Raw genomic sequence first — 25311 nt, 5'->3', positions numbered from 1 at the left:
TTCCTATTGAATGCCCCTTTTTTTCTGAGCAGCAAGATGTGTCATTCTATCCAAAATAATCGCGATAATCACAACAGAAATACCTCCAATAAAACCTAATCCAACATTTAGCATACTAATACTTCTTAATACCTCTGCTCCTAAACCACCTGCTCCGACCATTGATGAAATAACGACCATGGAAAGAGACAACATAATGACTTGATTTACACCGGACATAATCATTGGCAAAGCTAAGGGTAACTGCACTTTGATTAACTTTTGCCATTCTGTTGCTCCAAATGCTTCGGCTGCTTCCACAGTCGTTTTCGGAACTTGTTGAAGACCTAATAACGTTAATCGTACAGCCGGAGGCATCGCAAAAATACAAGTAGCAATAAGAGCTGTTGCGTTCCCTAACCCGAACAGAAGAACAGCGGGTATTAAATAAACGAAAGCAGGCATTGTTTGCATAATATCGAGCGAAGGATTTACCACCGCTCTCACCCTGTCAAAACGATAGGATAGAATACCTAACGGAACACCGAAGAGAAGAGAAATCATGGTAGAGGCTAAAACGAGAGACAATGTAAGCATAGATGCCTCCCATAAATTTAAGCTTATAATGAGGAGCAATCCTAAACCTGTAAAAACAGCTATTTTCCAGTTCGTTAACCAGCCGGCAAGCGCCACAAGAATGATTACCATTACTAACGGAGACGGGGTCGTTAATAGCCATTCAAGCCCCCCAATTACAATTGTCATGGTGTCATTTATTACATTAAATACCCCCGAAAAACGATTTGTCACAAAATCTACTAAATTATTAGCCCATTGATCTAGAGGAATACGAGGTATAAACGAAGAAGTCATAGTTATCTTTGTCATCTTTGTACCCCCTCCATTTGATAAGAGTCAAAATCTTGCTCCTCATCCCCTTTTATTTGCTCTGTTAAACTCGCAATCAGTGTACTTTGTGTGATCATTCCTTCTAAACGGTTTTGATAATCAACAACCGCTACTGGAAGATCGTTGTTTATAAATAGAGGGAGAGTTTCTCTTAAAGGAACATCCAGATGAACACGATGCATTTGGTTTTCCACTTTTCCTATTAAACTTTGTTTATGAAACTCAACTAGTTCTGCTACTTCGTGAATGTTTAAAATACCTAATAAATGGTGCCGTCTATCTAGAACAAAAATGTTTGATAGTTTGTTTGTTTTCATTCTCCGTAATACAACTTGCGGTGACTCGTTTTCATATGCAAAAACTTCAACAGGTGTCATGGCACTCTTTGTCAGGCGAATTTTGCTGTAATCAACATCTTGTACAAGCTGTTTTACATAATCGGTTGCAGGCCGGCTCAAAATCTCTTCAGCTGTTCCAAGCTGTACAATTTCCCCATCTTTCATCACTGCCGCACGATGCCCTAAAGTGAGTGCTTCATCTAAATCATGAGTCACAAAAATAACGGTTTTTTGAATTTCTCCTTGAATATCAAGAAATAACTTTTGCATCTCTCGGCGAATAAGAGGATCCAGAGCTGAGAAAGGTTCATCCATTAGTAAGATTTCTTGGTTAGAGGCAAGCGCTCTTGCTAAGCCGACACGCTGCTGCATACCTCCTGATAATTCATAAATACGCTTATACGCCTGACCGTTCAATCCCACCAGCTCAAGCGCATCTTTCCCTTTTTTCTCTCTCACACCTGCAGGTACACCTTGCAGTTCTAAACCAAACGTAACATTATCAATCACTGTGCGATTTGGTAAGAGCCCGACGTTTTGGAAGACCATACCAATTTTGTTGCGTCTAACTTGCTGAAGCTGCCTATTAGCCATATGTGCAATATCGTCATTTTCAAGAAACACCATGCCTTCTGTTGGTTCGATAAGTCCATTTAAACATCTAAGCAATGTGGATTTTCCACTGCCAGACAGTCCAATTAACACAAATATTTCTCCCTTTTTTACTTCAAAATTAGCATCGAATATGGCAACAGTTGTTTTTGTTTCTTGTTCGACTTCATGCTTGCTTTGTCCTAACTTTCGTAGTTCAAGTGCTTGTTCCTTTTGACGTCCAAATACTTTTGAAACATTGGAGACACGAATGATGGGTTCTGCAAATCCGGATTCTCGTTGCATGTTTACTCTCCTCTCATAATAGCCTCTCGGCATTTGTTGATCCTTGATATTTTTGAATTTTTGTTCACTGCTTCCTCCTACTGTTGGAGCGTTAATTTCCCTTTTGATTTTATTAAATTCTCATTTATTCCAATAGCCTATTAAACAATCATTTATATAATCCCTGTCTTAGAATCAGGTTTATTGCTAAGTTTATCGTTAGATTTGTTTAAAGCACTTGTCTGTTCCAGAGTCATATTTCTGGTCTCTGGAGCCATCACTAACGAAATCAGAAACCCAGCAAAAAATAGGCCTGCACAAACATACAAAGTCATTTCCAACCCGTAATTAGCCAATATCATGGGAAACAAAAATGTACTCAGAGAGGCACCAATTCGACTCATGCCGGTGCCGAATCCTACAGCTGTTCCTCTAATCTTTGTCGGAAACAATTCATTCGGATAAATCCATTGGTGGATATTCATACTGGTGTTAAAAATACCGTAAATGACAAATAATGTAATACTGTAGGTAAATGACATCTGCCAGCTGGACGTTATTCCCAAAATCACTAAAATAATCGCAGAGACTAGAAAGGGCCAAATTAGCACCGGTCTCCTTCCAATTTTCTCCACCAAGTAGACAGCTGGTATTAATCCTACTAAATAGAAGAGGCTCATGATCGTAGAACCCAGATACTCCTTGTTTCCATCCGCAAATCCTAATTGCCCTAATACTTCAGGGATGAAGGTAGCAATCGCAAAGGCAGGAGCCACTTGAAGCGTCCAGAATAGGGCGATAAAGAGGGTCCATTTGCCATACCCATTTTTAAACATGTCCATAAATGACGTCTTTTCTTTAGCCTCGAAGGACTCGGAGAGGACCACATCTTTTCCAAAGATCCCTTGAATGATAGCGTTGGCTCCTTTTTCTTTTCCTTTACTTGCTAGCCAAAGAGGGGATTCTGGCATCTTTATGCGAGCCAGCAAAATAATGATGGCCGGAATGGCACTGCTTGCCAGCATCCAACGCCAGCTATCCTCACCCAGAGCCAACATCCAATACCCCACCAAGAAGGACATGCCGTAGCCAACATACCATAGAGCGATTAGTCCACCAAGCAAGGCGCCACGGTGCTTACTAGGAGCAAACTCCGCCATATAAGTGGCGGAAATCGGATAATCAGCTCCAGCCGCGAATCCTAAAATAAAGCGTAAAATGACAAGCTGCATCGGGTCAGTCACAAAATACTGGGGAATCGAGGCAATTACAAAAATGGATAAATCGAGAATAAACATCTTCTTTCGTCCAATAAGATCCGTTAAATATCCCCCCAGTATTCCACCAAAAAACATGCCAACATACATAGCCATTGCTATCATACCGACTACGGTTAACGACATATCAAACTGGGGTTGTAAAACGGCCAAGGCTACTGCGATAATGCCAATGATGTACCCGTCAATAAAGGCTCCCCCGCCCGTGTAGAAGAACATTTGAAAGTGAAATTTACCTAAAGGCATTTCTTCCAGTGTACGCACTTCATAATCCCCCCTCCATTATTCTAATATTAATAAATTCATCTCCTTTTCATCCTCCCATTTTTCCAATTACACGAAGTTTCCCTTGACTAAATAATGTCAATAAATCATAACTTCCTGCCTTGGAGTGTGTACAAGTTGAATCCACCAAATGGGGAACACACCTACGAGCGCGTCTGTCACATCTCCATTTAAAATAGAGTTTCAGCAGTACATTCGTTCCATATGCGCTTTATTAAAAAGAAAGAATAAACTTTCCTCACCCCTTCTAAATAGATAATTTAAGACTGTATAGAGCATCTACTTAAAGAAACTAACTTTTTAAAAAAGGGTTTGACACGTATAGCTTTCGTCCATCTATAGCGAACATCGTGTCAAACCGGATTGATTATTCGACTTTCATGCCTATTGATTCTAAGACGAGATCGTAAAATTTGGAAACGTGTTGTTCAATCGGTACTAAAATCCCGCCATTCTTGTATGATCTTGATCCCATGTTTTCTTGACACCACTCGCACGCTTCAAAATCTTGCATATTGACACGATGGAACAATTCAACAGCATCTGCTGGATCAAAATCTGGCTTTTCAATTTCTTCCGGATCAAATAACCATTCACAAATAACTTTCGATTTCTCCGGACTAATTGGAAGGATACGATGAATAATGACATGATCCGGTGTTAAGTTAATGAATACGAGTGGAAGAATCGTTATGCCATAATATAAACGATCATCTTCTGGAAGTAAGCCTTTTAACATCGCTCTGCTACCTTTGCCGCTTATTGAGAAAGCTTCCAGCTCATCATTAAATTTGGCTGCTCCACTGACTGTATTTTGTGTACCAATGCCTGAACGGAATTCCGGAAGAGTCGCTGTTAATTCAGGATGAATAGAAGAGCAATGATAACATTCTTGGAAATTTTCCACGATGAGCTTCCAATTTGCCGCTACCTCGTACTCTTTACGATGAGCGACTTTTAAATTTTGAATTTGATATCGACTAAATGTAGCAAGGTCGCCAAAACGGTCAAATATTTGTGTATCTAATTGTTGTTCAACCGGCAGTGGATTTTCAGATAGGTTCAGCCAAATCATTCCATGCCATACTTGGAGATGCACTGGCTCTAAGCCATAGTTTTCATTGTTAACTAACTCTTCACGGCACTCAGTTGTATTTGGAACTCCAAGCAAGGAACCATCAAGACCATAACTCCAAGAATGATAAGGACAGCGAATAATTCCCGTTTTGCCACAAGGGTTATTGCATAGTGTCGCTCCACGATGGCGGCACACATTTAAGAACGCACGAAGAACATTGTCTTTTCCTCTGATAATTAGAATATTTTCGTTCTGCACCTTTGTTGTAATATAATGACCCGACTTCCCTACCTCATATTCAAAGCCAACAAAAGTCCATTTTTTTGTGAAAATATGCTCTTTTTCTAGTTCAAAAATTTCCGGAGATGTATAGAGATCCCCTTTTAATGTAGCCTGTAATTTTCCTGGATCACTTACTGTCGTCTGATTCATTTCCATCTTTTTTTCCTCCTTTATCCGCTTGGAAAGATTAAATAGAGCATCTATGGCTGATTCACAACTTACTGAAAAACAAAACGCTGGGGGCTGAATAAATCTATTGGGTGATTTGTTTGTCCATTAATCACTAAGTCTGCTAAAATCTCCCCTACAACACTCGCAAATTTAAATCCATGTCCGGAAAATCCAGCTGCGACTGCCACTTGCGGATAATCTGGATGATTGGAAATAACAAAATGTTCATCTGGTGTATTGGTATACATACATGTTTTCCCTTGTAAAAATCGACCATTTAACTGTGGAAGGCCTTGAGCAAGATACTCTCTAATCATTGCAACTTCATAGTCATACACAGTGCGGTCAATGGTTTCAGGTGTACAAGGTTTTCCCTTGCGAAAGAAAGCGACTTTTGCTCCTTCAGCACCTACTCCGAAAGAAGGAAAACCATATAACTGCACATTATCATCTGCTTCCCATACATAAATCGGTTGCTTCCCAACACGGAAAGGCTCTATTCCTCCTGTCGGCTCAAAGAACATTTGAATATGACGTTCAACTTGTAAGTTTACACCTATGTCTTTCAATAACTGGGGTGCCCAAGCCCCTGCCGAAATAATCATTTTCCCGGCTTCATATGTTCCATTATTTGTCACAACACGTACACCTTCACCAGAAGGGTGAGCTTCCCATGATTGAACAGCTTCAAAGAATCGGAGTTCAGCACCATGCTTCTCCGCTTGAAGAAGATGAGTATACACACTTAGTTCTGGTCGAACAAACCCAGCCTTTTCTTCATATAATGCAAGTGTGTTAGATGAAGGGGTGAAAACCGGGAAACGTCTGTGTATATCATTCGCTTCTAGAATCTCGTAAGAAAGATTCCACTGTTTGGAACTTTCAATACTGCCGGATACTGTTAAACTGTCAGGGGGTCCCATCATCAATCCCCCTGTAATAGTGAGAATTTCCTCTCCGCTTTCCCGTTCAATCTCATTCCATAATTCGTAGGCACGAAGTAATAAAGGAACATATGCAGGATCTTCAAAATAAGATTGTCGAATGATTCGTGAACCGCCATGACTTGACCCTTGGTCATGTGCCGGACCAAACTGTTCAAGTCCAAGTACCCGTTGACCTCTCTTTGCTAATTGGTATGCAGCTGTACTACCCATTCCTCCTAAACCGATAACTATGACATCATAATTGTTGGACATATCTATACCTCCTGTTATTGAGAAACTACGACAGATTGTGCCAGGATCTTCGCTCTGTGCCGCTGTCCGAAGTATTCAATACTTAATACATTACCTTCTTTTACAACTTCAGGTAATAGCAACGCATATACCACCCCTTTGCCCAGACTGTATGCATATCCAGCGCTCGTCACAAAGCCAACTGTCTTTCCTGTATGAAATACCGGTTCATACCCCATCACAACCATTGACGGATCATCCAACACTAACGTAGTTAACAATAGCTTAGGTCCCTTTGCCTTACGAACAAGCAATGTATCTTTTCCAATGAAGGCTGGTTTATTAAGGTCAACCATATGATATAGCCCTACTTCGTATGGATCATGTTCACTCCAGAAGTCTTTCCCGCTTCTTGACGAAAGTGATTCGATTCGAAGATTTTCAAGTGCACGGTCACCTGCAGCAATAAGCTGATGTGGGCGTCCTGCTTCAATTAATAAATCCCATAATAGTAATCCTTGATCAAAAGTCGTAAATAACTCCCATCCTTCTGTACCGAAATAGGAATCATAAACAGCTAACACCGGAACATTTTCAATAAATAGTTCCTTTGCTTTGCCAAGTACCCATCCTTCTGATGTAAAAGACTCAGAAACAAAAGGTTGCATAATTTCTTTTGTCTTAGATCCTATTACACCGAGGCTGCATATCCCAGCTGTTAAATCTTGGATCAAAACTCGGCTGGATGCTTGTAATTGTTTATTAATCCAACTCGCTTCAACGGCTCCCGTACAAAGAACAAAGAAGGTCGAAGCTGCTGTACGAATCACTCTTATTCGATCTTTTATTCCAGCTAATTCATGGAGCATCAATGTATCCGTTACATGACCAACTGGAATATCGATATTGCTTGTCGTTAATTTTTGTAAAAACTCTAGTGCCCCTTCACCGCTGATCTCGAGCCGTTTTTTGGTAGCCGTCATATCATAAAGCCCAGCATATTGCCGAGTATGCAGCTGTTCAGCCTCAATAACTGGTGACCAATACTGAGCTGCCCATCCTTCACGTTTCAAGATGTGTTTTTCATATTTTGCAACAAGCGAATCATTTGCTTCATACCATTGTGGCTGCTCCCATCCAGATCGTTCACTAAAATAAGCCCCTAAGGTTTTTTGACGCATATAATATGGACTTACACGCATATCACGCGATGTTTCCGGCGGCATAAATGGATGATGGATATCATATACTTTTTCATATTGTTCAATGGAACGCTTTTTAAAATAAGTAGGGCTTTGTGCATATGTGTCAAAACGATTAATATCACATAACTCCAGATCAAGGTTTGGCGCTCCATTTACAATCCACTCAGCCATCGCTTTCCCAACACCAGCAGAATGGGTCACCCATATAGCTTCTGCCACCCAAAATCCACGTACTTTTTGTGATTCTCCTAACAGCGGCATTCCATCAGGTGTAAAGGAAAATATACCGTTTATTCCTTTTTTCATGCCTGTTTGTTTTAATGCTGGAATAAGTTTAAGGGCATCATGCCATGGTTTTTCGAAGTCTTCAGGTGTAAAGGGCTTTACAGATGGCATTTCTTTCGCTTCGCCATACTTGGTAATCTCACTAAGCTCGACAGGCAATGGACGATGCTGATAAGAACCGATACCTAAACGATTGAATACTTGGCGGAAATATATGGCATCATCTTGTTGGCGGATAAGCGGTGCGGTTGCCTCTTCTGTTTCATCAGCCAGTTCTTGCAAATCATTGGTAAACACATATTGATGTGCCATTGGTTGAAGAGGAATAGTTACTCCTGCCATTTCTCCAATACGAGGTCCCCAGAATCCAGCACAGCAAATTATTAAGTCAGCTTCAAATCTTCCAGCACTTGTTTCGACCGCTTTTACTTGACCATCCACAATGTCGATTCCTGTTACCTCTGTGTGACCATAAAACTTAGCACCTAGAGATTTTGTAAAATTCGCCATTTTATCAATAGCACGAAGCGGTTTAGCAACTCCATCTGACGGTACATATAGTCCTCCACAAATGTTATCCGGATTAATTAGCGAGCATTTTTTGGCACATTCCTCGGGTGAAAGAATCAATGCTTCGATTCCCCACGATGCTCCCACACCTGCTTTTCGTTTCAAATCTTCTAAACGCTCAGGTGTAGTTGCAATTTCCAGACTCCCTACCGAATAGAAAGAAGGTTGTCCCTCAGCACTTAAATCCTTAAAAGTCTCCACTGTTTGAGAGGCTAAAGTAGTCAATACTTTAGAAAAACTAAGTTGAAACACAAGCCCTGGTGCATGAGAGGTTGATCCCCCTGTTTCAAACAACGGTCCTTGCTCAATGACTGTAATGTTTTGTTGCCCCATTTTGCTTAAGTAGTAGGCAGTACTGCATCCAACAATACCGGCTCCGATGATGACAATTTTCTTTTGCTTCATAACTCTGCACCTCACTCCCTAGTAAAACAAAGTCGTAATATTACGATTGGGCCAATTATAATTTTAAATTTTAGAATATTAAAAACATTTTGTGAGAAAATCTAACCCGTATTTTTTTTAGGTATTTTTCAAAAACGTTCGGAAAAGTCCTTTCATAGTTGTTTCTATAACAAAAATACACAACAACTACTTTCAATTCCCGATGATTTTATATAATACCAGTTTGACTTACTTTCCCTTCCTTTTTCAATAAGTGTGTTATTTGTAACTATATGTTTTATAAGTGCGTACTTTTTTTTTTGAAAATTACCACTTAGACTAAAATTACACCAAAAAAATAAGGAGTGAAATTGGATGGAACTTCAATTAGCATTAGATCTTGTTAATATTCCTGAAGCAAAGAAAGTAGTAAAAGAGGTTCAAGAACACATTGATATCGTTGAAATCGGTACACCTGTGGTAATTAACGAAGGTCTCAAAGCCGTAAAAGAGATTAAGGAGGAATTTCCTTCTCTAAGAGTATTGGCTGATCTTAAAATTATGGATGCAGGTGCATATGAAGTAATGAAAGCTTCAGAAGCCGGCGCTGATATTATTACCGTTCTTGGAGCAACAGACGATGCGACAATCAAGGGGGCTGTGGAAGAGGCTAAAAAACAAGGAGCGAAAATCCTAGTTGACATGATTAATGTAAAAGACCTTGAACAACGTGCGAAAGAAGTTGACGCACTGGGAGTAGACTATATTTGTGTCCACACAGGTTATGACCTTCAAGCAGAGGGAGAAAATCCTTTTGAACAGCTTCAAACGATTAAGCGTGTCGTAAACAATGCGAAAACTGCAGTTGCAGGGGGAATTAAGTTAGCCACACTTCCGGAAGTGGTGCAATCACAACCCGACCTAGTTATTGTAGGTGGAGGTATTACAGGTAACGAAGATAAAAAAGCTGTGGCGGCACAAATGCAAAACTTAATTAAACAAGAAACTTTTGCATAAGAAAGGTTACAACCATTATGCAGACAACCCAATACGTTAATGAAATTATCGAAGAGCTAAACCGTTCTGCTGATTTAATATCCAGTGAAGAAGCTGAAAAGCTGGTAGATTATATCCTCGAATCAAAGAAGGTTTTTGTGGCTGGGGCGGGGCGATCCGGATTTATGGCTAAGTCTTTCGCCATGCGGATGATGCACATGGGCTTAGACGCCTATGTCGTAGGAGAAACCGTTACTCCTAACCTGGAGAAGAAGGATATTTTGATTATCGGTTCTGGATCGGGAGAAACAAAGAGTCTGGTATCCATGGCTGAAAAAGCAAAAAAATTGGAAGCAACAGTAGCACTTGTCACAATATTTCCTGATTCCACTATTGGAAGAATGGCTGAAGTTTCTATTAAATTAGCGGCTCAATCTAAAACTGAAACAGGCAGTGAATATAAAACGATACAGCCAATGGGATCCCTATTCGAGCAAACTCTCTTATTATTCTTTGATGCTGTTATATTAAAGGTTATGGAGAAAAAAGGGATGAATTCGAAAACAATGTTTAGCAGACATGCCAATCTGGAGTAGAATCAGAAGCTCTGATCTTGGACTCAATAGAACCGTTTAGTTCATTTTTATTCAATGGGCATAAATGTAAGCAGCAGATCTTTTACTTCTGTTTACGAAAGAAAGAGCCTTACAGAATAGAAGAAAATCCTTCCACCCTTACGGCTATTTCTAAAACTAACAGGATTTCCACGAGACTGCACAGTTTGGAGGCTTGGGCTGTTTTAGGTAGAATTCTGTTAACATTTCTAATCAAAATCTTATGAGTAATTGTGTAGAGTGATTTTGGAGGATTTAATGATGAAACAAGATAAGATGATATATGATATTACAATTATTGGTGGAGGTCCTGTAGGCCTATTTGCTTCTTTCTATGGAGGTATGCGAAATTCATCCGTAAAAATAATTGAAAGCTTACCTCAGCTTGGCGGGCAGCTCTCTACCCTATATCCAGAAAAATACATTTATGATGTAGCCGGATTTCCTAAAATTCGGGCAAAAGACTTAATCACGGGCTTAAAAGAACAGATGGCGCAGTTTAATCCAAAAATTTGTTTACAACAAACAGTGAAAGATCTTGATATTAAGGAAGACGGAACAATTAAACTCACCACTGATATAGAAGAGCATCTAACAAGAACAGTTATTATCACAGCAGGAATTGGAGCTTTTAACGCTAGAAAAATAGGGCTTGAAGGATCAGAAAAGTATGAGAATAAAAACATTCATTATTTCATCGATGACTTGGAGAAATTTCGTAACAAGAAAGTAATGGTTTGTGGAGGGGGAGATTCCGCTATTGATTGGGCACTTATGCTCGAACCAATTGCTGAGAAAGTCATTCTCGTTCACCGTAGGGAAAAATTCAGAGCACATGAACACAGTGTGACCCAATTAGATTCTTCGAACGTTACTTTAAAAACTCCTTATGTTCCAGTGGAATTAGTTGGAAACGATGATAGGATTAACAAAGTAATTTTAGAAAGGGTGACAGTAGGCACTGAAGAAGCCATTGAGGTTGATGAAGTAATTATTAACTTTGGTTTTGTATCTTCTCTTGGTTCTATTAAGAATTGGGGGTTAGAAATTGAAAAAAATTCGATTGTTGTCAATTCCAAGATGGAAACTAATATCCCCGGAGTGTACGCTGCCGGAGACATTTGTACATTTGACGGAAAAGTAAAATTGATAGCGACTGGTCTTGGAGAGGCACCTACTGCTGTAAATAACGCTAAATCCTATTTAGATCCAAAAGCAAAAGTTCAGCCGCTTCATAGCACTTCTGTATTTGCTTAATAATGAAAGGAAATCGATAAAAAGATTCTGTAACAAAACCTTAAAACAATGGTAGCGCATGTATTCTTTTGGAGAACATATATAAAGGAAGAAACTCGACCATTATTAATGGATAAACCATGGAGAAGCGAAAAACAGTCGATTGTTTTTAGAGGAACCAAAGGAAGAACAGTGAACAGAAAAGTAAGGACAACAGTAACAAAAAAAACCAATATAAACTCCACTGGCTGCCGTTCTTCGGAGTTTATGAGTAATAATCATGTAAATGCCGCTTTTCCTTAAAAAGGATTAGCGGCATTTTATATTCCATTTGAAAGAATAGCTTTGTTTTAACTATCTGATAATAGATGTTCCATTTTGACTATGTGTTCTTCATCCATACATAGCCTCGGCACTTTTAAGTTATCCCGATACGTTTTATTCATATGGTCTGAAAAAGAACGGAAGAGCTTTTTGATTACAATAATTAATAAACTTCTTACACCCTTTTACTACTGCAGCGATTTGTTTGTATCCTTCAATACTTGGATTTAATAATATTCCTTCTTTTATACATGCGCTGGCTGCATTCATGAAAAATTATCATCGTGTTATGATGCTTTCTGTTGCTTTGATAAATGCAAATTCTAAGCCGTCTGCCTCAACATTCTTCCAGTCAATGTTCCCCCGCAAGTGTGAAACATCAATACCCTTTGTAGCATTCCAAACACTCACATTAGTCTTCCCCGCACGTCACAAACTGATTTCGTCTGCTATTCTGAGCAGCTTCCGCACTCCGCTTCGTATCTCGTTTTCGTTCACGAACGAGTAGCTTAGCCGAATCCACGCTTTTCTTTCTTTTAGCGGGTCACAAATTTCTCCAGGGACAAATGAAATCGAGTTTTTCAGGCATTCGTCCAGCAGGCGTTCGACGGGGATATGACCGGGAAGCTCTACCCATAGGTTTAATCCCCCTTTTGGACTTACCCACTTCCATCCTGATTTGTCCAGTTCTTCTTCCATAATTTCTTTACGAATGCTTAATGCGATTCGCAGCTTCTCCAAATGCGTTTGCATGCGATCTGAAAAGAAATAATGAAGAAACATTTTCTGATTTAAAAGCGGGGCACCGTTATCAGCCAAAGACTTGGCCGATTTGAGAATATTCATCAGCGGCGCGCGGCAGGCCGCAAACGCAATTCTTAGTCCGGGACTGACATATTTACTGTAGCCGCGAATGTAAATGACATACCCTTCCGTATCATACGAAAAGATCGGCGGCGGCGGTTTCTCATCAAAATAAATATCGTAATTCGTATCATCCTCCACGAGCAGGCATCCGTACGCTTCAGCTAGCTCAACCAGCTGTTTTCGCTGATCGGCAGGAACGGTGTAGCCGGTCGGATTATGAAACGTTGGGTTCAAATAAAATAGCCGTGGTTGATGCTTTTTCATCAGCTGCTCAATCTCAGCTATATCATAGCCGTCCGGAAAAAGCTCCACCGGAATAATCTCGGCACCTTGCTGCCGGAACGCGTCGATTGCCATACTGTAGCTCGGGCGTTCCAACAATACAGTGTCTCTTCGTTTCACAAAGGTTTGTGCCACGAGGTATATCACCTGTTGAGCCCCGGAAAAAACTACAAGTTCCGCAGGGTCCACATGCATATTATTTTTTTCGATAAAATAGGAAGACATATGCTTCCTCAATTTTTCATCGCCTTCAATCGTCGAATACGTCCCAAGAATTTCAGGCTCTGAGACGAGGACATCCTTTAAATATTCTGAAAAAAATTTGGTTGGCAATAGCTTAGGGTTCACAAGAGCTTTTGAAAATTGATAATCCACCTTAACCTGGTGAATTTCCGACAAGTGATTTTTATGGACATAAGAAGAAACAATCGGATTATCTGTTTGTGTAAAAACGCGTATGCCCTTAGGCTGAACATAGTAGCCTGACTTGTCTTTTACATAGAGATGGTTATCGTTTTTCAGCATTTGGTACGCTTTTAAAACAGTCAACCGATGCATCTTCATTTTAGCTGCCATGGTACGGACAGAGGGAACTTTTTCGTGCTCCTTCCAATCACCGCCTTCAATCCTTCTTAAGGCGAAATCATAGACTTGCTTAAAAAGCGGGATTTCATTATGAATTTGATTTTTCACACCCGTCGTCCCCCTTTTTTTCTATCATTTTATCATAATTGCAGAAAACTGTTCTATTCAATGATAACTGTTCTATCTCTTGTTATTTATGATGGAGAAAAGGAGGAATTTTAGTGGTTTACGCAGCTTATTTAACGATTTGTTTTATTTTTGGAACTACATTTTTGGCTATTAAGATTGGAGTAGATGAAGGGTTTCCTCCATTTTTATCAGCAGGGATCCGTTTTTTTGTCGCAGGGCTGATTCTTTTTTTGTGGATGGCATGGAGAAAAAAAGCTTCATTCTCTTTATTGCTTAAAAAAGAAATGATGATCACTGGCATGTGCTTAACATTCGGTACATTCGCTACCATTTATTGGGCAGAGCAATATATCTCTTCCGGAATCGCAGCCGTTTTATGCGCCACTGCACCGCTGATGATCGTAATCATTCAAACGACAGTGCTTAAGCAAAAAAGCAGCCGGTTGGGGTTTATCGGCTGTGTTGTTGGTTTATTAGGAGTAGTTTTGCTTACGCTGCCAAGCTTGAAAGGTGAAATGCACGTCAATTGGCTTATAGGGTGTATCGTTGTGTTGCTTGGCCAAGTGTTCTATGCATCTGGCTCCGTATATATGAAGCACATATCCCATAGAATGGGTGATGCTTCGCCTGTCACTCTTAATGCAGCACAAATGATACTGGGCGGACTGATGCTGATTGGCCTTTCACTAGTAACAGAACCTGTTTCGTTCGAAGCTTTTTCTTCTGTGCCGGCTGTTAGTTCCGTTCTTTATTTGATCGTTGTAGGTTCAATGATCGGGCATAGCTTATACTATTGGCTCGTCATAAAAACAGGACCGGTTTTCCCTTCCACATGGTTATACGTGGCACCATTTATCGCTTTAACTCTAGGGGTTCTTTTGTACAACGAATTCTTTTCATGGACCACTGTTCTTGGAGGCTTAACTATCGTTGCAGGAGTGCTGATGGTGAATGCTAACCATTTATTGCGCTTGCTCCGAAAATCACCGGTGTCCAAAACGACCTCTTATCAATAAGTATGTGCGGGCAATATGCATGTACGTTAACAAGACAACGGAGGTTTGTCCTTGATGCTAAATGAGAATAACAAAAATGGTTATGATATGGGGATTTAACATGAAGGTTATTGGCCTAGCATTACCGTTTATGAAAAAAGAATCAACATAAATATCTTTGAATTAAACTATCTATCCTCCGAAAAACAAAGCATTAGTTAATGTGTCTAAATATTTTTTGGAGAAACAATACTTTCGAATCATTTCATAGAAATTCACTATAATATATAATTTTCAGATGCTATAATCTCTTACCAAAGGAATAAATTGGAAGCAGGGAATTGGTAAAGTTTTTGAAAGATACATTAACTTCAAGCAATGAAAATCAGGATACTTTTTATTCTGGTATGAGTGACACATTCACAGCTACTGTTGCATATTCAACTGTCGTTGCGAAAACAACTGTCTCTAATGAATTTAGTTCGTTTACTCTTAAAAGTCATAGACCCTGACAAATTGGTAAGGAAGTGATCGTTATGGGGAACTTTAGCATCGAAGGTTTAATCGTGTTAATTATTTGCATCGCACTAGTAGTAATGTTAGTAAAAATGATAATAAGATCCGCTTTAAAAGATAAGTAATTCAAATTTAACTGGATTTTTCAGTTGTTTACCTCGTTTTCGTAAAACAGAGCAGAAACCTCGAGAAGTTGAAATAGTTTTAAGCCCCTCCAAAAGAAGGAAGGGCTTTTTCTTATAATAGTTAATAAGGTTCCATAAACCCTTTTGTTACTGCCGCGATTCACCTGAATCCTTCATTGGAAGGGTGTAAACCGTTCCAAGTGTATAAAGCGAGAGTCTTTTTCGTGAAGCCACTTCCCCTGTATTCTCGCTGTTCCCCCATCTAGCTACAGCCCACTTTGCATCAACAGAATAAGTGTTGTGAACTAGCAATCAATCCATTTGCATCAACGAAACAATCTTCACGTCCCCTGCTGTCTATTTAATCAACGATCGTTTCTTTCTGAGGATTTCTTAAAAACTCAAACAGCAGCTTTATTTGAGACTCTGTATTTCGATTAAGTGAAAGCTCGGGCAAATTGGATTCTGAGAAAAAACGAACATCATTGGTTTCTACACCCATACTCGGGGAGCCTCCAATCAATTCACATTGAATGAAAATTTTATAGTAATGAAAGATATCTGGCGGATGAGGATGCTTGTGATAGTCCAATACTGCAAGCAGCTTTGTACTAACTGTATCATAGCCTGATTCTTCTTTGATTTCTTTTACAGCATTTTCGGCAGGCGATAAGCCGACATCACAGAAACCGCCAGGCAATGCCCACCGTTGATCGCTATTTTCTTTTACTAGCAGGATTTTGTTTTCCTTAAAAACGACTCCCCGAACGTCTACTTTAGGAGTTTGATAGCCAGTTTCCTTCGAAAAAAATAGTTTGATTTTTTCCATACCAGAATCGGTATATTCGGCAAAAATCTCAGTACTAAGGCGCAGCAATTGTTCATAACGTTCTTTATCGTATACGTCCTTTGAATAAGCCAATCCTGTTTGCGAAATCGCGTGAATTTGCTTTGCCCAATCCAGCCATTTATTACTCATTCAACACATCCTTTTCCTCCATTTTTCGATAAAGCTCAATTTTATCCTCAATCGCTTCCAGGTTATGCTTCAACTCTTCGATTTGACTCGTCACCTGCTGATGGTGTGTTTCCAGCACCTGTAAATGGGTGCAAGTTCCTTACTCGTTTTCGTTCACGATTGCCAATATTTGATGATCCTCCCATTTTCCGTTGATCTTTACATTTTTCTTCGCTATGCCTTCTTTGTGAAATCCCGCTTTTTCCAGTACCTTCATGGACCCTTGGTTGTGCGGCATAACCCCGGCTTCGATCCGATGAAGATTCAGGTCATGAAAGGCATAGTGCACGGTGAGCCTGACAGCCTCTGTCATATATCCTTTCCCATTATGTTGTTTATCTAAATAGTATCCAATGAAGCAGCCTTGAATAGCCCCTCTTACCACCTCTGATAATGTGACTTTTCCGATTAATTCTTCGCTGCCGATTATGTAGATTCCAAAGGAATATTCCTGCTCCAGCTCTCTATTTTTCACGATTGATTGTATACGCTTTAATTGTCCTTCCATCATGTAAAAATTGTTGTTGCGTAATGGAGTATACGTCTGAAAAAACTCTTTGTTTCGTAATTCCAGCTGCAGAAAAGCCTCTGCGTCTGAAGTGTCCATCGTTTTAATAAATATGTTTCTCCCCGTCATTTTCATGACATCCCCTCCCATTTTTACTAAATAAAAAACACCACAGGGATCCTGTGATGTATCAAAATGACATACCACAGAAAAGCGAGCTGTGGCATGTCCTCCACGTATTCCTTCTAATAAAGAAATGAATCGCTAAGGCTTCCGTTTATAGACAGACTTCTCCCGTGATCCACAACTTTAAAGAAAACAGCAGTCGAGTACCCAATACCTTTAGATAGATTTGAAATAGATCTCTTCTTCATCCGGGCACCCTCCTTTCATGTTTTCACAATACTATTATTTTATTTCTCTTAATGCCAAATAGCAAGCAGAAATCGGGTGATAATCCGCTTTGGTCGCCGGGCTTTTCAATTCTGAATATTTCTTGTTTTGACGAGAAAGCAAAGCATACCAGGCACCATATTGATGATCGATAAAATAATAGTGGCTATATTGAAAGACTTGACGGTAACAATCCCAATACGCTTCATTTCCTGTTCTGGCAGCCAGCATGGCAGAAGCGGCTATTGCTTCGGCCTGGACCCAATAATTTTTATCATCATCTATCATTTCAAATTGCTGAGTTAAAGAATAAATCAGGCCGCCGTATTTTTCATCCCAAGCTTTATTCCATGTGTCTTTAAATAACGTTTCTGCTTTTTCTACAAGCCCTGGTTCATTTTGATATTTATCCAGCCAAACAAACATCTTGCACCATTCAAATTGATGACCCGGAACAAAACCGATCGGACGAAATTCATCACGTGTTTCGTTATTTGTTTCATTACTGTATTGAAAATTCGCCTTCCATTGTTCATCAAAGTGCTCCCAAATCCAGCCTCCGCTTTGACTAGCCAGCTTATTCACTACACTTTCTGCAAGCTCATGTGCTCGTTTCAAATATTTTTCATCCCCTGTTGCTTCATAGGCTGTCAACATAGCTTCACATGAGTGCATATTAGCATTTTGCCCGCGATAGCTTGAAAAATTGCTCCAATCTGCGTTTGCAAAATCCCTATATAAGCGGTGCTCCTCTTCCCAAAAATGCTTCTCCATTGTCTGATAAACGTCCTCGATCACCTTTTCTGATCCAGATATTCCGGCTTTTGCTGCCATTGAAGCGGCTAAAAGAACGAATGCATGCCCGTAAGCGTTTTTTGAGGAATCTGCCACCTCTTGACCGCTAAGCTCAGTAAAATACCCGCCGTTTTCCTTATCCAAATGAAAGGACTGCAGAAATCTTAATCCATGTTCAGCCGCTTCTTTGCACCATTCGGGTCCGTCTAGCAGAGCTCCGACACTAAAGGTATAGATGTGACGGCTCGTAGCAACAAGATGCTTCGTTTTGACATCAACTATGGTTCCATCATCCAGCATCTCTCCCACGTATCCGCCATTTTCGAGGTCCATACATTTTGGATAATAAAAATTCAACGCGGAAAATATCTGTTCTTTTATATATTCTTCTGATTTCACATTCACATTTAGGTCCCCCTTATTTGTTTTTTTAGATGTTTCCCTATCATCTTTCTTGATAAACTCTCCAATTTTATGTTTACTAAACATGCCAGTGGTTTTATTATGTAGATTTTGCAGGACGTGGTTCGTAACCATCCCACGATAAAAAACTAAGGAGAGAGAAAAATGAGTACCAAAACAATTGTAGGAAATGCTTTGTTTGCTGCTTTATACATTGCAGTTTCAGCTTTAATCCAGCCATTTGGGTTTACGAATATCCAATTTCGCATCTCAGAAATGTTCAATCATTTGGTCGTTTTTAATAAAAAATTTATTTATGGAATTATTTTAGGTGTATTTCTAACGAATTTGTTTTTTTCTCCATTACTTGCCTATGACCTCGTTTTTGGTGTCGGGCAATCTCTGCTGGCCTTATCAATTACGATTTTTTCGGCACGATTTGTCAAAAGCATTGTTGCCCGTATGGTGATCAACACACTCGTTTTCACATTTACAATGTTTTTGATTGCGATCGAGCTTCAATTGGCGATGGACTTCCCCTTCTTTGCGACATGGCTTACGACCGCCATTGGCGAATTTGTCGTCATGTTCGTTGGGATGCCGATCATGTATGCGTTGAATAAACGGGTGAGGTTTGATAAATTAGTTTAGTTTTTAGAATGATGCATACTCTCGCAATACTGCTTCACTTCCTATGAAAAATGCAATTCGTATACCCTGCCTTTTGTGTTGCCGGAATGCTTTAGGTTCATGGATTTGAGAAAATAGACGGAAGTAGTTCTAGAAGAAAGGTACAAGAAATCTCTAAGCTGTCGATTGGTGATTGTCGGCCCTATTAAAAGCGCGTAATCTTTCAATGATTCAATATGGGCATCTCTTAAAGAATATGAACAGGATTTGCAAAGCCATGCTTTATTCTTTCTCAACATTGGCAAAGAATGACACTTTGGACAGTATACTCCTTTAACTAATTCCGATTTCTTAATGTCAAACCTTTTTAATAGGTCTGGATTGCTCACTACATGCATTTTCTTTAACTTATGAGCAAGTTCTTTCAACTGTTTCATCGGGATGATTTTAGGAGGGTGCTTTTTGCCAAGATCGGTTATCTTTTGAGGAAGTAATGTTCCATGCATTACCGTTTCCTTAAGAAAAGTATTATTTGTCGTGGACTTAATGATTGTGGAAGGGTTGCTAATTACAACAAAGGTTTCTATGGGGATTTCAGGGAAATTTTTAAAATCATTAGATAACCAATGCATCAACTCTGACTGCTGCCTTCTGATTTGCAGCAGCGGGTCTAAAAACCCTTCCTCTTTTCCATCGGATGATCGAATAAGTTGATTAAAGTTGTCATCAAAATAGATGGTCCCTTTTATATTTTTGATTTCAAGGATTACAAGAAAGCTCTGGGAAAGAATTAACGTATCAATCTGAAAAAATCCGTATTTGTTTGCAAGTCTCAGATCTTGGAGAATAAAATATTTTTTATCCGGCAAAAAGCGCAGATGATAGTCAAGGGACTGCTCTCCATAATAACCTGCTTTCTGTTTAAGCAGCTCCTCTTCAATTAATGCTCTTTTTGATGAAAAGGAAGGTTTTTTAGGTAATCTTCTTAAGATTGCTTCAAGCTTCTGAATTGATATCGGGTATTTCCGTTCTTTAATGATCATCCTATCAAACTCCTTATGAAAAGTTTGATAGGATTTTCTATAATTATCTGCAAACGACCTGCTTTATTGTGAAAATAGTGAAATAATCATTCAAATTCAATTTTTATAAGGGGATTATCATGCGATCATTTCGGGATCATGTCAGCGCCGTAGACCAATTGAACAATTGAAACAATTATTTGCACAGGTTTAACCTAAAATTGAACAGATGCACTGCATAATTGAACAGATGTGCCCGTTTATTGAACAGGTTCGTGTCATATTTGCACAAAAACACTTCATAATTGCACATGGGTCTTCTGCCCACTATTCCTTTACATACAATTTATTTCACCTTTAACCGATCAAGAGCCAACTCCGCATTCACTCTCGCTTTTTCCACTGTGTCTGATGAAGATAGCACTACAGCGACACGGCGACCAGGTGTAGCCACGGGTTTCCCAAATACTCGGATCTGTGTCTCAGGAACGCCAAGAGCTTGTTCAACTCCGTCAATGGTGTAATCGCTATGTTCCTCCGCAGCTTTTAGCGGACGGCTTGCTCCTGGGGTTGTAAAAGTAATTTCCGGAATCGGGAAGCCTAAAATAGCACGCACATGCAAGGCAAACTCTGACAGGTTTTGTGTAACAAGCGTGACGAGGCCGGTATCATGCGGACGCGGAGATACTTCACTGAAATAAACTTTGTCCTTAGAAAGAAAAAGCTCCACGCCAAACAAGCCATATCCGTCTAGACCGTCGGTAATTGCTTGGGCAATCCTTTTCGCTTCACGTATTTGCTCCTCTGACATATCGTGAGGCTGCCACGATTCAATATAATCTCCGTCCTTTTGTTTATGGCCAATTGGGGCACAAAACTTGGTTCCGTCTACTGCACGAACGGTAAGCAGAGTTATTTCTGAGTCAAATGGAATAAACTCTTCGACAATGACTCGTCCTTTTTGCACTCGTCCGCCTTCCATGGCAAGGCTCCATGACTCTTTGATCTCTGCTTCAGTGCGGCAGACACTTTGTCCTTTCCCAGATGAACTCATAATAGGCTTGACTACACAAGGAAAGCCTATTTCGTGAACGGCTTGTACAAATTCCTCGTACGTATCGGCAAATTCATAATTTGCTGTTGGAAGCTGCAGTGTCTCAGCCGCAAATCGCCGAATTCCTTCACGATCCATTGTTAATTGAGCAGCTCTCGCATTCGGAATGACTCGAAATCCTTCTTTTTCTAATTGAATTAACTCAGCTGTCGCAATCGCTTCAATTTCCGGGACTATTAAATCCGGTTCTTCATTCTCGACAATTCGTCTAACTTCCTTCGGATCCATCATATCCACAACATAACTCCGATGTGCAACCTGCATCGCTGGCGCATGCTCATAACGGTCAACAGCGATCGTTTCCACACCAAGACGTTGTGCTTCGATGATCACTTCTTTCCCTAATTCTCCTGAACCTAACAACAGAATTTTCTTCGATTGAAACATATCATTAACCCTCCAGACATATACACTGCCATTATAAACGAAATATAGTATGATAAAAACAATATTTTATTCGGTTTTTAAATAGTTCTTGAAGATAAAATGATTAAGATTAGGAAAGAGAAGGCTTCATAGCCGCACAATAGAAGTGAAAGTAAACTGTGGTCTAATAGAGGAGAATTTTAATATTGATGGTTTAAAAGTCAACCTACATCCAAAAAAAATGCCCCCCATTTCAACTAAAATGGGGGGACAAAACCAAATTACCTTCCTTTTTTAACAAGCTCAACTGCTTCTTTGGATACATAGAACTTGCCGTTGGATTGAACCGTTACACTGTTAAGCTCCCGGTCTTTTCCATTCACAGTGACGATATTTTTGTTTACTGGAAGTTTCGCTTCTTTTTTGTCTTTTTTAACAACTAAAACCGGATTTTGCGAATCAGAGGAATCGATGCTTACTTTCGCTCCAATTTCTTTGAACGCTTTTTCTGCGTCAACGAATAACTGCTTGTCCAGTTTCTTTAAGTCAAAGCCTAAAGCTCCGGCTACTGTATGAGCGATGTCGGTATTTTGAACAAGTCCCTCAGGCTTTCCTGGTCCGTATGAATACAAGAACAAATCTTCACCTGTATGTCCTCCGGTAGTAAAGCCAATGTTAGCACGAGCAGCTAATAGCTGTACGAGCGTTTTTCCTAAGTCAGAAGATTCTTCAATCGCTTTTCTTTCTTCTGCTGAAGGGTGATCGATTCCATAGAGTGCTGCAACTTCAAGAGCATTCGATTTGTCAGGCTTAAGCTGTTTCAAAGCTCCTTCTAGAGTCATTTCTGCCTTCTTCAAAGGATCTACATATGCTGAAACAGGTGTAGAAGGATAAGACTTTGACGTATTTTGGTTTCCAATTGAAATCCCGCTATTTCCATGATCAGAAACAGCAATTACCATCGTATTTTTATCTTTTTTAGCATAATCCAAAGCTTCCTTTACCGCTGCATCATAAGCAAGGACATCACTGATCATTCCGACCGGATCGTTTGCATGTGCTGCCCAATCCGGCTTACTTCCTTCTACAAATAAGAAGAATCCATCTTTATCCTTAGAAAGAGTAGAGATCCCTTTTTTCGTCATTTCAGCAAGCGTTGGTTCATTAGGCTTCGTTTGAGGACGATCTAGATCGTAAGCCAATTCTGCGGGTGCAAAAGCCCCCCATAATTTGCTGGATTTTGATTTCAACAATTCGTCACGCGTATCGACGAAATCGTAATCCTTGCTCTCAATGACTTTTGTTAAGTCTTCTCCGTCTTTTCGATTGTTTTTGGCTGATCCTGTCGTAAAGGAGTCTTTTCCGCCTCCCAATACAACATCCATTCCTTGATAAACCTGCTGTTCAGCGATATTGTCATATTGACTGCGGTGGGTCGCATGAGCTGAAAATCCGGCAGGTGTGGCATGCTGAATTTCAGAAGTTGAGATAATTCCTGTCGCTTTTTTGCTTGTTTTCGCACCTTCAAGTACATTAGCCACGGGTTTTAACGGGTTGTCCGCCAATGAAGGATCCACTCCCGGACTTGTTACTGTTTCCGGTAATACGCCTACCAATTTATCATTTGATTTATTCCCTGTTGCAAGCGCCGTTCCTGCAGGAGCTGAATCAGTAATTGCTGACTCTGCTGAATATGTACGAACTCCTCCTGTTAGAATTCCGTCCATCGCAAGCGGCTCTCCCTTATACCAACGAGCGAGCGTTGTTGTACTTGAACTTACTCCATCCATAACCAGAACGATGACATTTTTCGCTTGTTGTGGATCTTTCTTAGCCTCTACTTTTTCATCACTGCTTCCAAAGCCAAGTGATCCTATAGCTAAACTGCCAGCCAATGTAATTCCCATTACCTTTTTACTTAATTTCATCACTGAATCCTCCCTGCTTGTGATACCAAATATAAGAATAAAGATAAAAAATTAAGCTTGTTTGTGGAAAATATAAATTTATTTTTACATAAAGATTTCGGAAATGTTTTTCTCATACTAATGGAGTGGGTAAAATGTCACTGTGATTCAGATTTCGATTTCCGTTGGATTATTATTTGAAAAGGATTTTCCATTATGCAATTTTTCTTCAACCTTGAATAAACAGCCAAACCGAGGACATTCTAACACATGAAAAGGAGGAGCTTTTTTGATGACGCAAACAAAACGCAATAACGCCATGACGATTGTTGCAATTGGTTCAATACCTCTGATATTAACACTTGGCAATTCAATGCTGATTCCAATATTGCCCCAAATGAAATCTGAATTGCAATTATCACAATTTCAAGTCAGTCTCGTCATAACAGTGTTTTCGATAACCGCGGCAGCCTTCATTCCCATTGTTGGCTATTTGGCCGATCGCTTTTCCCGAAAAATCATTATTATTCCTTGCTTAATTCTTTATGGAATAGGCGGGTTGTTAGCCGGTTTTGCCGCCGGTTTTTTTAACAATGCCTTTCCTTGGATTATGGCAGGGCGGGCTCTTCAGGGACTTGGGGCTGCAGGCACAGGACCAATCGCAATGACCCTTTCAGCTGATCTGTTTAAAGGATCTGAAGAAAGCAGAGTGCTCGGGATTGTCGAGGCGTCGAACGGGATGGGGAAAGTTCTTTCTCCAATTATCGGTTCTCTTATAGCTTTACTTGTTTGGTATGGAGCTTTTTTTGCATTTCCTGCTTTTTGTATCATTTCAGTATTATTGGCTTGGATTTTTATTAAGGAAAAGAAGAAAGAAAAAGAGCCGCCTCCAATCGGAAAATACGCAAAAGGAATGGTGAGTGTTTTTAAGCAAGAGGGCAGATGGCTTTTCTCCACCTATTTAGCTGGCGCAACATGCTTATTTACATTATTCGGCATCCTGTTTTATTTATCAGATGTATTGGAAAAAACGTATGACAGGGATGGTGTATTTAAAGGGCTTATTCTTGCGATCCCCTTATTGGTCATGTGCGTGACTTCTTATATTACCGGCAGCAAAATCGGCAAAAATCAAGCATTGATGAAAAAATTGATCGTTCTAGGCATGGTAATGATGACGATTTCGTATGTTGCATTAAATTTTTTTGAGCAGCTTGTACTTTTTATCAGTATTCTCGCATTAAGCTGTATTGGAACAGGTATTGTGCTCCCTTGCATCAATAGCTTTATTACCGGTGCCGTAGGAAAAGAAAGGAGAGGCTTTGTCACTTCATTATACGGATCCGTACGATTTTTAGGTGTCGCGATCGGACCTCCGATTTTTGGACGATTAATGGAATGGTCGCGAACAGGAATGTTTTTATCTATTGCAGGTTTGACGCTGCTTGTCGGTATTCTGGCTCTCACCATGATACATGCGAAAAAGGATGATGAAGAACCTGCAGAAAAAGGGAAGCAAAAGATTCCAGGTAATGCTTTGCAGCCCGCTGAAGAAAGCTAGCGAATACAGCAGCCAATTTATGATGATGGTTCTGTAGATATCACTGAACCATCTTTTCATTTCATGTCATTTATATATAGCCGCCTTCATAAAATAAAAGCAGTGGGAC

Annotated in this window: 22 protein-coding genes and 1 riboswitch; of the genes, 6 read left to right on the top strand and 16 right to left on the bottom strand. The window is 39.9% G+C overall.

Annotation, left to right across the window (positions count from 1 at the left end):
• Positions 1 to 3 precede the first annotated feature (3 nt).
• The 6 genes from AM592_RS22725 to AM592_RS22700 all read right to left on the bottom strand — a co-directional run bounded on the left by AM592_RS22725 (position 4) and on the right by AM592_RS22700 (position 8838).
• Positions 4 to 867, bottom strand: a complete 864-nt coding sequence (locus AM592_RS22725) for an ABC transporter permease (RefSeq protein ID WP_053605877.1) — start codon at positions 865 to 867, stop codon at positions 4 to 6.
• Complete coding sequence (locus AM592_RS22720; protein ID WP_053605876.1) at positions 864 to 2123, bottom strand: quaternary amine ABC transporter ATP-binding protein; 1260 nt, start codon at positions 2121 to 2123, stop codon at positions 864 to 866. Before AM592_RS22720 ends, AM592_RS22725 begins: the two co-directional genes overlap by 4 nt.
• A 152-nt stretch (positions 2124 to 2275) precedes the next feature.
• Positions 2276 to 3643 carry an MFS transporter gene (locus AM592_RS22715; RefSeq protein ID WP_225970303.1) on the bottom strand — a complete coding sequence of 456 codons (1368 nt, stop codon included), beginning with the start codon at positions 3641 to 3643 and terminating at the stop codon, positions 2276 to 2278.
• Between the two features lie 388 nt (positions 3644 to 4031).
• Positions 4032 to 5180, bottom strand: coding sequence for an aromatic ring-hydroxylating oxygenase subunit alpha (locus AM592_RS22710; protein ID WP_053605875.1), 1149 nt, complete (start codon positions 5178 to 5180; stop codon positions 4032 to 4034).
• A 62-nt stretch (positions 5181 to 5242) separates the two neighbouring features.
• On the bottom strand, positions 5243 to 6394 hold the full coding sequence (gene solA, locus AM592_RS22705) for an N-methyl-L-tryptophan oxidase (RefSeq protein WP_053605874.1): 1152 nt from the start codon (positions 6392 to 6394) through the stop codon (positions 5243 to 5245).
• A gap of 14 nt (positions 6395 to 6408) precedes the next feature.
• A complete protein-coding gene (locus AM592_RS22700) occupies positions 6409 to 8838 on the bottom strand; it encodes a GcvT family protein (RefSeq protein ID WP_053605873.1) in 2430 nt (809 codons plus the stop codon).
• Between the two features lie 354 nt (positions 8839 to 9192).
• Here AM592_RS22700 and hxlA point away from each other — a divergent pair, with 354 nt between their 5' ends.
• The 3 genes from hxlA to AM592_RS22685 all read left to right on the top strand — a co-directional run bounded on the left by hxlA (position 9193) and on the right by AM592_RS22685 (position 11684).
• Entirely contained in the window at positions 9193 to 9834 is a 642-nt protein-coding gene (gene hxlA / locus AM592_RS22695; protein ID WP_053605872.1) for a 3-hexulose-6-phosphate synthase, read from the top strand.
• A gap of 17 nt (positions 9835 to 9851) precedes the next feature.
• A complete protein-coding gene (hxlB, locus tag AM592_RS22690; protein WP_053605871.1) occupies positions 9852 to 10409 on the top strand; it encodes a 6-phospho-3-hexuloisomerase in 558 nt (185 codons plus the stop codon).
• A gap of 279 nt (positions 10410 to 10688) precedes the next feature.
• Positions 10689 to 11684 carry an NAD(P)/FAD-dependent oxidoreductase gene (locus tag AM592_RS22685; protein ID WP_053605870.1) on the top strand — a complete coding sequence of 332 codons (996 nt, stop codon included), beginning with the start codon at positions 10689 to 10691 and terminating at the stop codon, positions 11682 to 11684.
• A 417-nt stretch (positions 11685 to 12101) separates the two neighbouring features.
• Here AM592_RS22685 and AM592_RS24885 read toward each other — a convergent pair whose 3' ends face one another.
• The 3 genes from AM592_RS24885 to AM592_RS22680 are packed head-to-tail and all read right to left on the bottom strand — an operon-like array spanning position 12102 to position 13829.
• Positions 12102 to 12257: a hypothetical protein gene (locus tag AM592_RS24885; RefSeq protein ID WP_225970302.1), complete on the bottom strand. Its 156-nt coding sequence runs from the start codon at positions 12255 to 12257 to the stop codon at positions 12102 to 12104.
• 9 nt (positions 12258 to 12266) lie between these two features.
• Positions 12267 to 12398 (bottom strand): GH25 family lysozyme, encoded by a 132-nt coding sequence (locus AM592_RS23665; protein ID WP_082364312.1) that lies wholly within the window; start codon positions 12396 to 12398, stop codon positions 12267 to 12269.
• A gap of 18 nt (positions 12399 to 12416) precedes the next feature.
• Complete coding sequence (locus AM592_RS22680; RefSeq protein WP_053605869.1) at positions 12417 to 13829, bottom strand: aminotransferase-like domain-containing protein; 1413 nt, start codon at positions 13827 to 13829, stop codon at positions 12417 to 12419.
• A gap of 113 nt (positions 13830 to 13942) precedes the next feature.
• Between AM592_RS22680 and AM592_RS22675 the strand changes: the two genes are divergently transcribed.
• Positions 13943 to 14866, top strand: a complete 924-nt coding sequence (locus AM592_RS22675) for a DMT family transporter (RefSeq protein WP_053605868.1) — start codon at positions 13943 to 13945, stop codon at positions 14864 to 14866.
• Positions 14867 to 15847: 981 nt separating this feature from the next.
• On the opposite strand, the gene AM592_RS22670 is transcribed toward AM592_RS22675, so the two are convergent.
• From AM592_RS22670 to AM592_RS22660, 4 genes are all read right to left on the bottom strand, one after another.
• A complete protein-coding gene (locus tag AM592_RS22670; protein WP_053605867.1) occupies positions 15848 to 16465 on the bottom strand; it encodes an NUDIX hydrolase in 618 nt (205 codons plus the stop codon).
• 139 nt (positions 16466 to 16604) lie between these two features.
• The gene (locus AM592_RS22665; RefSeq protein ID WP_053605866.1) at positions 16605 to 17147 is read right to left on the bottom strand and encodes a GNAT family N-acetyltransferase; all 543 of its coding nucleotides are present in this window, start codon (positions 17145 to 17147) and stop codon (positions 16605 to 16607) included.
• A gap of 110 nt (positions 17148 to 17257) precedes the next feature.
• Entirely contained in the window at positions 17258 to 17386 is a 129-nt protein-coding gene (locus AM592_RS25075) for a hypothetical protein (protein ID WP_264080144.1), read from the bottom strand.
• Positions 17387 to 17420: 34 nt separating this feature from the next.
• Positions 17421 to 18605, bottom strand: coding sequence for an AGE family epimerase/isomerase (locus tag AM592_RS22660; protein ID WP_053605865.1), 1185 nt, complete (start codon positions 18603 to 18605; stop codon positions 17421 to 17423).
• Between the two features lie 111 nt (positions 18606 to 18716).
• A riboswitch (PreQ1 riboswitch) is annotated at positions 18717 to 18761 on the top strand.
• A 6-nt stretch (positions 18762 to 18767) separates the two neighbouring features.
• Here AM592_RS22660 and AM592_RS22655 point away from each other — a divergent pair.
• Positions 18768 to 19253 carry a QueT transporter family protein gene (locus AM592_RS22655; RefSeq protein WP_053605864.1) on the top strand — a complete coding sequence of 162 codons (486 nt, stop codon included), beginning with the start codon at positions 18768 to 18770 and terminating at the stop codon, positions 19251 to 19253.
• Between the two features lie 41 nt (positions 19254 to 19294).
• Here AM592_RS22655 and AM592_RS22650 read toward each other — a convergent pair whose 3' ends face one another.
• The 3 genes from AM592_RS22650 to AM592_RS22640 all read right to left on the bottom strand — a co-directional run bounded on the left by AM592_RS22650 (position 19295) and on the right by AM592_RS22640 (position 23665).
• Positions 19295 to 20275, bottom strand: coding sequence for a nuclease-related domain-containing protein (locus AM592_RS22650; protein ID WP_053605863.1), 981 nt, complete (start codon positions 20273 to 20275; stop codon positions 19295 to 19297).
• Positions 20276 to 20600: 325 nt separating this feature from the next.
• Complete coding sequence (gene purT / locus AM592_RS22645) at positions 20601 to 21755, bottom strand: phosphoribosylglycinamide formyltransferase 2 (protein WP_053605862.1); 1155 nt, start codon at positions 21753 to 21755, stop codon at positions 20601 to 20603.
• A gap of 260 nt (positions 21756 to 22015) precedes the next feature.
• On the bottom strand, positions 22016 to 23665 hold the full coding sequence (locus AM592_RS22640; protein ID WP_192841126.1) for an alkaline phosphatase: 1650 nt from the start codon (positions 23663 to 23665) through the stop codon (positions 22016 to 22018).
• A gap of 268 nt (positions 23666 to 23933) precedes the next feature.
• Between AM592_RS22640 and AM592_RS22635 the strand changes: the two genes are divergently transcribed.
• A complete protein-coding gene (locus tag AM592_RS22635) occupies positions 23934 to 25202 on the top strand; it encodes an MFS transporter (protein WP_053605860.1) in 1269 nt (422 codons plus the stop codon).
• Positions 25203 to 25311: the final 109 nt, after the last annotated feature.

Source organism: Bacillus gobiensis (assembly GCF_001278705.1).
Taxonomy (GTDB): Bacteria; Bacillota; Bacilli; order Bacillales; family Bacillaceae; genus Bacillus; species Bacillus gobiensis.
The sequence above is the reverse complement of the archived record's forward strand: the minus strand, read 5'-3'. Positions and strand labels throughout refer to the sequence as shown.

Bases quoted from the DNA above. Each gene is read 5' to 3' on its own strand.
- AM592_RS22725 (WP_053605877.1), bottom strand. From the start codon at position 867: ATGACAAAGATAACTATGACTTCTTCGTTTATACCTCGTATTCCTCTA.
- AM592_RS22720 (WP_053605876.1), bottom strand. From the start codon at position 2,123: ATGCAACGAGAATCCGGATTTGCAGAACCCATCATTCGTGTCTCCAAT.
- AM592_RS22710 (WP_053605875.1), bottom strand. From the start codon at position 5,180: ATGGAAATGAATCAGACGACAGTAAGTGATCCAGGAAAATTACAGGCT.
- solA (WP_053605874.1), bottom strand. From the start codon at position 6,394: ATGTCCAACAATTATGATGTCATAGTTATCGGTTTAGGAGGAATGGGT.
- AM592_RS22700 (WP_053605873.1), bottom strand. From the start codon at position 8,838: ATGAAGCAAAAGAAAATTGTCATCATCGGAGCCGGTATTGTTGGATGC.
- hxlA (WP_053605872.1), top strand. From the start codon at position 9,193: ATGGAACTTCAATTAGCATTAGATCTTGTTAATATTCCTGAAGCAAAG.
- hxlB (WP_053605871.1), top strand. From the start codon at position 9,852: ATGCAGACAACCCAATACGTTAATGAAATTATCGAAGAGCTAAACCGT.
- AM592_RS22685 (WP_053605870.1), top strand. From the start codon at position 10,689: ATGAAACAAGATAAGATGATATATGATATTACAATTATTGGTGGAGGT.
- AM592_RS24885 (WP_225970302.1), bottom strand. From the start codon at position 12,257: ATGAATGCAGCCAGCGCATGTATAAAAGAAGGAATATTATTAAATCCA.
- AM592_RS22670 (WP_053605867.1), bottom strand. From the start codon at position 16,465: ATGAGTAATAAATGGCTGGATTGGGCAAAGCAAATTCACGCGATTTCG.
- AM592_RS22665 (WP_053605866.1), bottom strand. From the start codon at position 17,147: ATGAAAATGACGGGGAGAAACATATTTATTAAAACGATGGACACTTCA.
- AM592_RS25075 (WP_264080144.1), bottom strand. From the start codon at position 17,386: ATGAAGAAGAGATCTATTTCAAATCTATCTAAAGGTATTGGGTACTCG.
- AM592_RS22655 (WP_053605864.1), top strand. From the start codon at position 18,768: ATGAGTACCAAAACAATTGTAGGAAATGCTTTGTTTGCTGCTTTATAC.
- AM592_RS22650 (WP_053605863.1), bottom strand. From the start codon at position 20,275: ATGATCATTAAAGAACGGAAATACCCGATATCAATTCAGAAGCTTGAA.
- purT (WP_053605862.1), bottom strand. From the start codon at position 21,755: ATGTTTCAATCGAAGAAAATTCTGTTGTTAGGTTCAGGAGAATTAGGG.
- AM592_RS22635 (WP_053605860.1), top strand. From the start codon at position 23,934: ATGACGCAAACAAAACGCAATAACGCCATGACGATTGTTGCAATTGGT.